Raw genomic sequence first — 7,742 nt, forward strand, 5'->3', positions numbered from 1 at the left:
GCACTCCGCGGGAAACAGGACGCCGCGCCGACTCTGACCTGCGACAACGTGGAGCCGCAGGCAGGGGTGGGTGCAGTTGAGCACCGTTCGATGCCGTTGGACGCAGTTCAGGGCCGTTCAGGGCACCCTGCTCCCAACCTGCTCCCCCAACCCGGCTCGCACCGGCTCGCCAACCGCCGACCGCCGACCGCTCGTAAGCTGCCGGCCCACTGCCTTGGTCGGCACCAGCGCTGGCTCCCGCAGCAGCATCGGTGGATCGGGAAGCACGCCCACGATCGCCGCACCTTGTCAGCGACAGATGAGGATGCCGAGGGTCGTCGTACCACTCCGCCATGCCGACCGCCGGTGGCCCCTTCAACGTGGTGGTGAACCACGTACGCCTGGCTTCCGTGGACCTCGCGAAGCTGACCCTTACGGGGCCAACGGCGGCATCGTCGTTAGCTCCGCCGGCCCGGTGCCGGCCGACGAGGCACGCTCGGCAGGCACAGCCGGCGTGCGGGTCGTCCCCGACGCCTCCCACCTAGCCGACCTCGCCTCCCGCATCGACAACTGAGCAGCTCGGCCGGCTGGTCGGTGCCGCGGCCAACTCGGCGTCGTTTGTAGTCGTCATGGGCGCGGTGCTCGCAGTTGCGCGTCCTGGGCTCGCCCGAAGATCGAATACATCGGCATGCGACAGCTGTCGCGCACTGGCAGTGTCTGGCTGGTCGCAGTCGATACCGACCTACGAGCAGCAGTGCGTATCCGCGAGTAAAAATCCGCAACCGCAGGCACGCTGAGTTGAGTCGGGAGCCGCGACACGTCCGGATCTGCCGGCGAGAATGCATCATGTAGTGAAACTGCCTAGCGGCCTCTCTGGCCCCCGACCGTTCCCTGTAGAGCCTTGGAGCGAGGCGATACAATCGCGTCATGGACGAGGAAAGTCTCATAAGAGATTCCACGGGGGTGGTGGCGACCAGCTCGCGTTCTTGCCGGTTTGCCAAATTTGCACTGCTGTTTATCCCGGCTTTATTTACGGTGCTCAGTTTCGCCCGAGACTATATGGGCGACACTTGTCACACCAGGTTCGCATGTGCTTCAACTGAAAGCATTACACCTCCCTCCTCTGGTCATCCTCTAGCTGCGCTTACCCCCACTCTGGAGCCGGAAGTCCCATCAGTGCGTATCGCGGCGTCAGGGCCGGTGGATGCGGTGCGTATCGGGGGATCGGGGCCAGTGGATGCGGTGCGTATCGGATCGTATTGATATCGCAATCGCTGATTAAGGGATGTCTCGTAACTGACCTGAACGCAGCGATGAGGTCTCGCCGGGAAGCGAGGCCGTGCAGTCGCGGAGAATGAGGCCATGAGCAAAGTAGGGCGGCGATTCCGAGGCCGATTTTCTGCTTCCGGTTGAGTTTGCTCACCGAACACGTGGTGGTGAGTGGGCGGGGTGTTGGGCACCCGCCGACCGGATGGGACGGTGTCAGGTAGGCGACTCGTCTGCCGTCAGCGCTGTGGCCTCAGACCAGCACGGAAGCCTGGCCCGATCTGAGGCAGCATCTGCCTGCTTGACAGCGTGCCGGTGGCACCAAACCAGGGCCATCTGGCGTAGCGCAGCCCTGCGACACTGATCCGGCTGGAGCCGCGAGATCCCACTCCATCACTAATGGAGCATGATGAAAGTCTCGGATTGGACTGCCCTCGTTGGTCTTGCCTTAACCATGGTCGGCATCGGCATCGCGATATGGACAACTCTGCGTGGCCGGTCAGTCAGGAGCTACCTCAAGACCCGAGAGCGTGTGCGCAAGCACCAGGCGCAGCTGAGCGCGGACGCCTGGAACCGGGCCGATTCAGCCTGGAAGTGGCACGGCGTCCCGATGCTAACTAGTGACGGCTGGATCCTTCCCAATCCCGTCGGCCTTGATCGCCTTCGCCTCAGGTGGCTCGATGCGCCGATCACTAATGACCGCAGCACGGCCAACGCCGCCAGAGCGAGCCGGCTCCTGCCACGCGACCCGGGTGGCGGCAGACGGCTGCGCTACAGCGAGTCCCTCGTCCGACTCGACCACATGGATCACCTCTTCAACGGGGCGGTGTACCGGCCCGTATCCATCACGCCCGACCGCGGCGGCCTGGTGCTCGACTTTCAGGTCGGTCACTATTTCGACTACCTGGACACGTCCGAGGTGCTGGCGTACGAGTCGGCGACGGGGCGCCAGCGTTACCGCCTTGCCCTGAAGGACCCGTTTGACCTGCGAGCGCGGTCCGCCAGCCTGGGCGTGCTCACGTTGACCATCCGGCGCGGACCCGATACCGCAGGCTTCTTCATGCACGCTCGGGACGGTGGTCAGGTAGTCGCCGGCTCTGAAGTAATGCACGTCATCCCTGCCGGCGAGTTCGCACCGTCCGACCGCACCTACGAATCACTCAGACACGACTTCGACATCTGGTTGACAATCATGCGCGAATACGCTGAAGAGTTCCTCAACATGGAGGAGGCCTACGGCCAGGGGGGCGAGTGGCTCGACTATTACAACAAATTTCCGTACCGGCAGCTCAACGAAGCCCGGGACGACGGCCGGCTTACGGTCCAGGTGCTGGGACTGGGACTCGACCCATTGACGTGGAAACCTGAACTCCTGACGGTCTGCATCATCGACGCCGAAGTCTTCGATGCGGTCTTCAAGAACATGGTGCGAAAAGGACCGGAAGGAACCCTCGTCGTCGGTCGAGAGGGACAGGGCCTGCCGTTCGACCAAGAAACCGTCAACTTATACGCGAATCACGTTAACACCAGGCGCGGCGCCAGCAGTTGCCTCAACCTCGCCTGGCATCATCGCAAGTTCCTGCGCCTGTCGAGAACCTGACTCGCGCACGAACACGATAGGACAATGAGCGCTTCGGGCGCGGAGGCTTCTTCGCCAACCTGCACCCAATCTGCTCCCAGTTGCAAGGCCAGCGCAACCGACGACTCCTCACCGCCTTGACCTGCGCACACTCCCCTGCGAGACGGCATAGAGCGTTCTCGACCGCTGCGCAGAACCGCGAGCGCTCTGCAGGAAAAGGACGCCCCACCCAATCTGACCTGCGAGAACAAGCGCGGACGTAACATGGCCGATCTGATCCTGCAATCTCGCGATCGCGCTGCCCAAAGTTCGCAGCGGCGCAGGCTGCGCAGCTTCGTCGGTGATGTGCCCCGTAGTGATCGACTCATCCACCCACGGCAGTCAATCCCGACACCGCGTCGAGAGAGATCCGGGCCATGATCGCCGTTATGTCAGCGAGGGGCCGCGTCACCGTCGGTACCGCGCCGATGGGGACGGCCGCAACTTCCAGCGAAAATCATCGCTAAAGAGTTGATCTAGGCGAGAAGCTGCGGCAGGCCGGCCTACCATGACCTCACATACGGCTGGAGCTGACCGAAGTGATCACGAGCCTCAGGTAAGCCCCACCTGGTGGCTCAGGATGGCGAGGAGCAGACCGGCGAGGGCTCCGATGACGAGCATCCAACGCTCGCGGCGGATGCTCTGCCGCCTCTCGGCATCAGCTCGCTCAGTGGTCTCCTGGTCTCGTTTCAAAATTACGTCGGTGCTGCTGAGCGCCGTTTCGGTCAGCCGCACAAGACGATCCAGGGTGATTCTGAGGCCCGGGGGCACCCCTTCGGAACGCGCTGCGTCGTCGGTCTCTCGCAGGCTCTTGAGGATACTGCCGAGTTCCGCTCGCTGGCGCTTCAGCTCCGTCGTCTCCCGGTGGAGGCGGTCCCGTTCCGACAGGTGGGGATCGAGGTTCTCCCGCTCGACCAGGGCGTCAACGGCGGCCCGGAAGGCTCTGCGTCGCGTCGAACGGGCCCAAGACAATACACCGAAGGACGCCAGCCAACCCACGCCCCACAGCAGCGTAGGCAGGTCGCCGTCCTCGACGGGGAGATACGAATAGTGGTCCGGAAGGATCGTCGTAGCCGTGCTGATCACCCAGCCGTGGAAGGCCACGGACGCGATACTGACCGGCACTGTCGCCAACACGGCTAGGCGGATCAGCGGTCGGCCGGGCTTGCCGCCCTCCTTCCACCACCAAGGGTGGGTCGGAACGTCCCCGACGCTCAACGCGTCATGTATCCGTACCTGCCCAAGGAGGCTTCTGTCCTCACGAACGGAGTGCTCCCGTCCGAGATAGGCGTAGGGCAAGGCCCAGTGAACAACCACCGCCAGCACGCCGGTCATTACCGACGCGGCGCGCCCGGAGAGAGTCAGAGGTGCTAGCAACAGCAGAATCAGCGAGCAGAATTCGGCTAGGAACGCCACAGCGAGAGGGTCGGTCCAGGAGTTCACGATGACCCGTCCCCGCTCGTCGCGTCGGGTCCTCGATGGGGAGCGGTGATCGTCCGGTGACCACATAACAGACAGCATGTAACACCCGGTCGACCCTCGAGAGAGGTGGCTCTGGCCGAGTTCGGGGGACATGTGCGGGTTGTCCGAGCCGTCCCCGCCGAGGTTGGGCACGCGCAGACCGCTCGGGACAGTCGGCCCGTCCGTCACAGGAGCGACACCGCACGCACGTGCGCCCCCGGGTGCAACCTCAGACCGATGAACTTCTACGGCCCGGCACCAGGTTCCCACTCCGGTGGGGAGTACGTGTACTTAGGGAGAGCTGGGTACGCACGCCCATCCATCGGTTGCCAGCGATGTAGAGGATGGTTCGTATGCGAAGGACACTGATGGTGATGACGGCCGTGATCCTGGGGCTGGTGTCGGCGAGCGGGCCGGCGGCGGCGCAGCAGCGGCCACGGGGGATCCCTGACCGGGTCATGTTGCAGCCGGACGATCTCGGCGGGACCGTGCCGGGGCCGGTGGAGGACGGGCTGGTGTGGTCGCTGCTACCTCAGCCGTGCGCGGACACGCCGGTGCCGCAGCCGGTCGTGAACCGCACGCAGGCAGCCGATCTCGGTACCCGATTTCGGATCTACGAGAACGTCGCCCGGTACCGCGGCGATGGGGCACACGCGTATATCACCGAACTGAAGGCGCAGCTCGCCCGGTGCGGGGCGGGCGGCGACGAGGAAGGCTTCGACCCGGTCGCCGAGGACCACCTCGGGCCGGACACGGTGCTGTTCCTCGGCACCTACGACGAGGGCGACCACTACGTCGGTTATGTCGCCGCCGCGGTCGGCCACTACGTGGTGGTGGTCATGATGTCGGACTCGTACCTGGGGGCGGCCGACCTGACCACATTGAACGGGCTGGCCAGCGCCGCGATGAGCCGAGCGGCGGCGTGACGCGGGGAGGCCGGCCATCTTGAGAGGGCCGGCCTGCCCGGCCACGGGCAGCGTGACTGGGCAATGAGGGTGCCCAGACTCGCGAAGGCTGTGTGGCATCGCCCCATAGGTCGGTGAGGCCAGTCGATGGGTGACCGCAGGACTGAGTCGCCGGCTTGGTTCGGCGCCACGCCGGCTCCGGCATCCTGTCATCGACTACACGCGGACGCCGCCCAACCGCCTCGATGGGGTGCCAGCGCTGACGTCTTCGGGTTCGCCGAAGAGGTCTCCAGCCTGAAGGTCCTGGTCAGGGCACTGCCCGTGGGATCGGTGTCTCGAATGACGGAACTACGGCGGACTCCAGCAAGCTCACCCGCAACGCCAAAGCTCCAGCAAGCTGTTTGAGGCGACCGCCGCAGGTTCACCCACCACGACGGTCACCGCCAACCCCGATGGCCTGGTCGAATTGACCCAGAGCGCCGTGCCGACTCGCAAACGTATCGACGGCCAGTGGAAGGACTTTGGTCAGCCCTTGACGGAGGGCCGAGGCGCTAACGGATGGTGAAGGTCAGCGGGTTCGAGATGCCGAGGCCGCCGTGGGAATCGTGGACCCGCACGGTGAAGGTGGACGACGTGCCGGCCGACAGGGCCGTCTGGAACTGGTAGCGCTGTCCGCTGTTGGTCGGCGTAACGGCCAGCCGGGTTGCGCCGAGGTAAAGCTCCACCCGGGTAACGAGGTCCCCGGGATCGGTGTCGGCGACGTCGGCGACCAGCGTGACGGTCGTCGGTTCGAGGAAGTAGGTCTGCCCGCCGGGGGTGCTCAGCGCCGCCGCCGGCGGGTGGTTGGTGCCGGTGGACGCCGGCGTCACCACCGTGACCAGCAGCGGCGGCGCAGCGCCAGGCAGCGACTGGTCGGTGCCGGCCGAGACGTACAGCACGAAGGTGGTGCTGGTGCCGGGCTCCCCGATCGGTGGTGTCCACAGCGCCTCGTACCGGTCACCGGTCGTCCTCACCCCCCGGGCCGCCGTGACGCCGTCCACCCGGAACGACACCGAGGTGATGCTGTGTCCGCCTCCCACGGTCGCGGTCGCCGCCAGCGGGACGGTTCCCGGCGTGGTGTACACCGCGCCGGCGGTCGGGCTGAGCCAGGTGACGATCGCCGGGTAGTCAGCGACCGGCGGTGTGGTCGTCCGGGTCGGCGTCACGCTGGGCAGGACGCCGCCGGTGCACGTGACGCCGTTGAGCGTGAACGACGCCGGTATGGGGTTGCTGCCCGACCAGGCGCCAACGAAACCGATGTTCGCGGAGCCATTGGTGCCCAGGGTCGCGTTCCAGCCCAGATTGGTCGCGCTGACCTGCTGGCCCGCCTGGGCCCAGGTGGCGCTCCAGGTTTGCGTGAGCCGCTGGTCGACTGCAGGGAACGCGAACCGCAGCGTCCACCCGTTGACTAGGTCACCCAAGTTGGTGACCGCGATGTCGGCGTGGAAGCCACCGGTCCACTGGCTGGTGACGACGTAGTTCACCCGACACCCGGCCGCCGCGTTCGCCGCACTGGCGTGTGAGATCGCGGCCATCATCGCGATCATGGCAACAGCGATGGCGGCCACAGCAGTCAGCGACTTCCGCATGGCACACCTCGCCGTAGATAGTTAGACGTCTATGAATATGTCGACTGTCCTGCTGCTCCGCCTTCCTGTCAAGGCACGCACGGCAGTCCTGCCGCCGGCAGGACAACGGACAGCCCACCCATGGCTGATCGGTAGCGGCCACAGCGCCGAGCAGGCAGAAGAGTGGATAGCGCAGCTTCCCGCCTGGACCGCGACTGACCGCCAGGTCCTGGACGACTTCGCGTCAAAGAACGCAACGAAGTGGGCGGCCAAGTCCCGGCAGAAAACCGAGCGCCGGGTACGCGACTTCGCAACGTGGACGGCGAGTGGGCAGATCACCAGACCGACGGCCATCAGTCAGCCCCGAGCCACAGCGCGGGGCACCCTCGTGATGTGGGCGCCGGTGCCGCTCTCCCGCCACAGTGGAAGCTGGCCGACACCGGCTACCTCATGACGACGACCTACCGGGCCGATTCCGACACAGCTCCTCCATCGCCGTACACCGCACGGCTTCAGACCTCCGGCGATGTTGTCACCGCTATCGTTCTCGACCTTGAGGGGTAGGTCGCCGCGTCCGGCAGGCTCACGACCGCCGACGCATTCGGGATCGTCGACCAGGTCGAAACCGCACCTGCACACCGGAGCCGCGGACTGGGCAACGTGGTCATGCGCTCGCTCGCGCCGCACGCCCTCCGACTCGACGCGGACACCGGCGTCCTGGTCGCTACTGACGACGGTCACCGTCTTTATCGAGCTCTCGGATGGACAGTACGCACACCCGTCGCGGCCGCGTACATACCAGAGCCCAGAAGTGCCTGATCCACGCACGCTCGTCGGCATGACCGAACGTCCCCGACTGGATAACCGAAAGCAACATGGCTGATATCTTCGGTGCCGCCGAAGAGG

Annotated in this window: 5 protein-coding genes; 3 read left to right on the forward strand and 2 right to left on the reverse strand. The window is 65.6% G+C overall.

Features of this window, described 5'->3' with window-relative positions:
* Positions 1-1,651 precede the first annotated feature (1,651 nt).
* Positions 1,652-2,845: a hypothetical protein gene (locus MED15_RS26405; RefSeq protein ID WP_112737229.1), complete on the forward strand. Its 1,194-nt coding sequence runs from the start codon at positions 1,652-1,654 to the stop codon at positions 2,843-2,845.
* Positions 2,846-3,415: 570 nt separating this feature from the next.
* Here the strand turns inward: MED15_RS26405 and MED15_RS26410 are convergent.
* The gene (locus tag MED15_RS26410; protein ID WP_112737231.1) at positions 3,416-4,306 is read right to left on the reverse strand and encodes a hypothetical protein; all 891 of its coding nucleotides are present in this window, start codon (positions 4,304-4,306) and stop codon (positions 3,416-3,418) included.
* A gap of 371 nt (positions 4,307-4,677) precedes the next feature.
* On the opposite strand from MED15_RS26410, the gene MED15_RS26415 reads away from it, so the two are divergent.
* Complete coding sequence (locus MED15_RS26415) at positions 4,678-5,250, forward strand: hypothetical protein (RefSeq protein ID WP_146766747.1); 573 nt, start codon at positions 4,678-4,680, stop codon at positions 5,248-5,250.
* Between the two features lie 530 nt (positions 5,251-5,780).
* Here MED15_RS26415 and MED15_RS26420 read toward each other — a convergent pair.
* Positions 5,781-6,857, reverse strand: coding sequence for a cellulose-binding domain-containing protein (locus MED15_RS26420; protein ID WP_167457738.1), 1,077 nt, complete (start codon positions 6,855-6,857; stop codon positions 5,781-5,783).
* Positions 6,858-7,442: 585 nt separating this feature from the next.
* On the opposite strand from MED15_RS26420, the gene MED15_RS26425 reads away from it, so the two are divergent.
* Complete coding sequence (locus tag MED15_RS26425; RefSeq protein WP_112583051.1) at positions 7,443-7,655, forward strand: GNAT family N-acetyltransferase; 213 nt, start codon at positions 7,443-7,445, stop codon at positions 7,653-7,655.
* Positions 7,656-7,742 lie beyond the last annotated feature (87 nt).

It is taken from the genome of Micromonospora noduli, from assembly GCF_003264475.1.
Lineage (GTDB): Bacteria > Actinomycetota > Actinomycetes > Mycobacteriales > Micromonosporaceae > Micromonospora > Micromonospora noduli.

Excerpts from the sequence above, each read along its gene's own strand:
- MED15_RS26405 (WP_112737229.1), top strand. The coding sequence starts at position 1,652 with ATGATGAAAGTCTCGGATTGGACTGCCCTCGTTGGTCTTGCCTTAACC.
- MED15_RS26415 (WP_146766747.1), top strand. The coding sequence starts at position 4,678 with ATGCGAAGGACACTGATGGTGATGACGGCCGTGATCCTGGGGCTGGTG.
- MED15_RS26420 (WP_167457738.1), bottom strand. The coding sequence starts at position 6,857 with ATGCGGAAGTCGCTGACTGCTGTGGCCGCCATCGCTGTTGCCATGATC.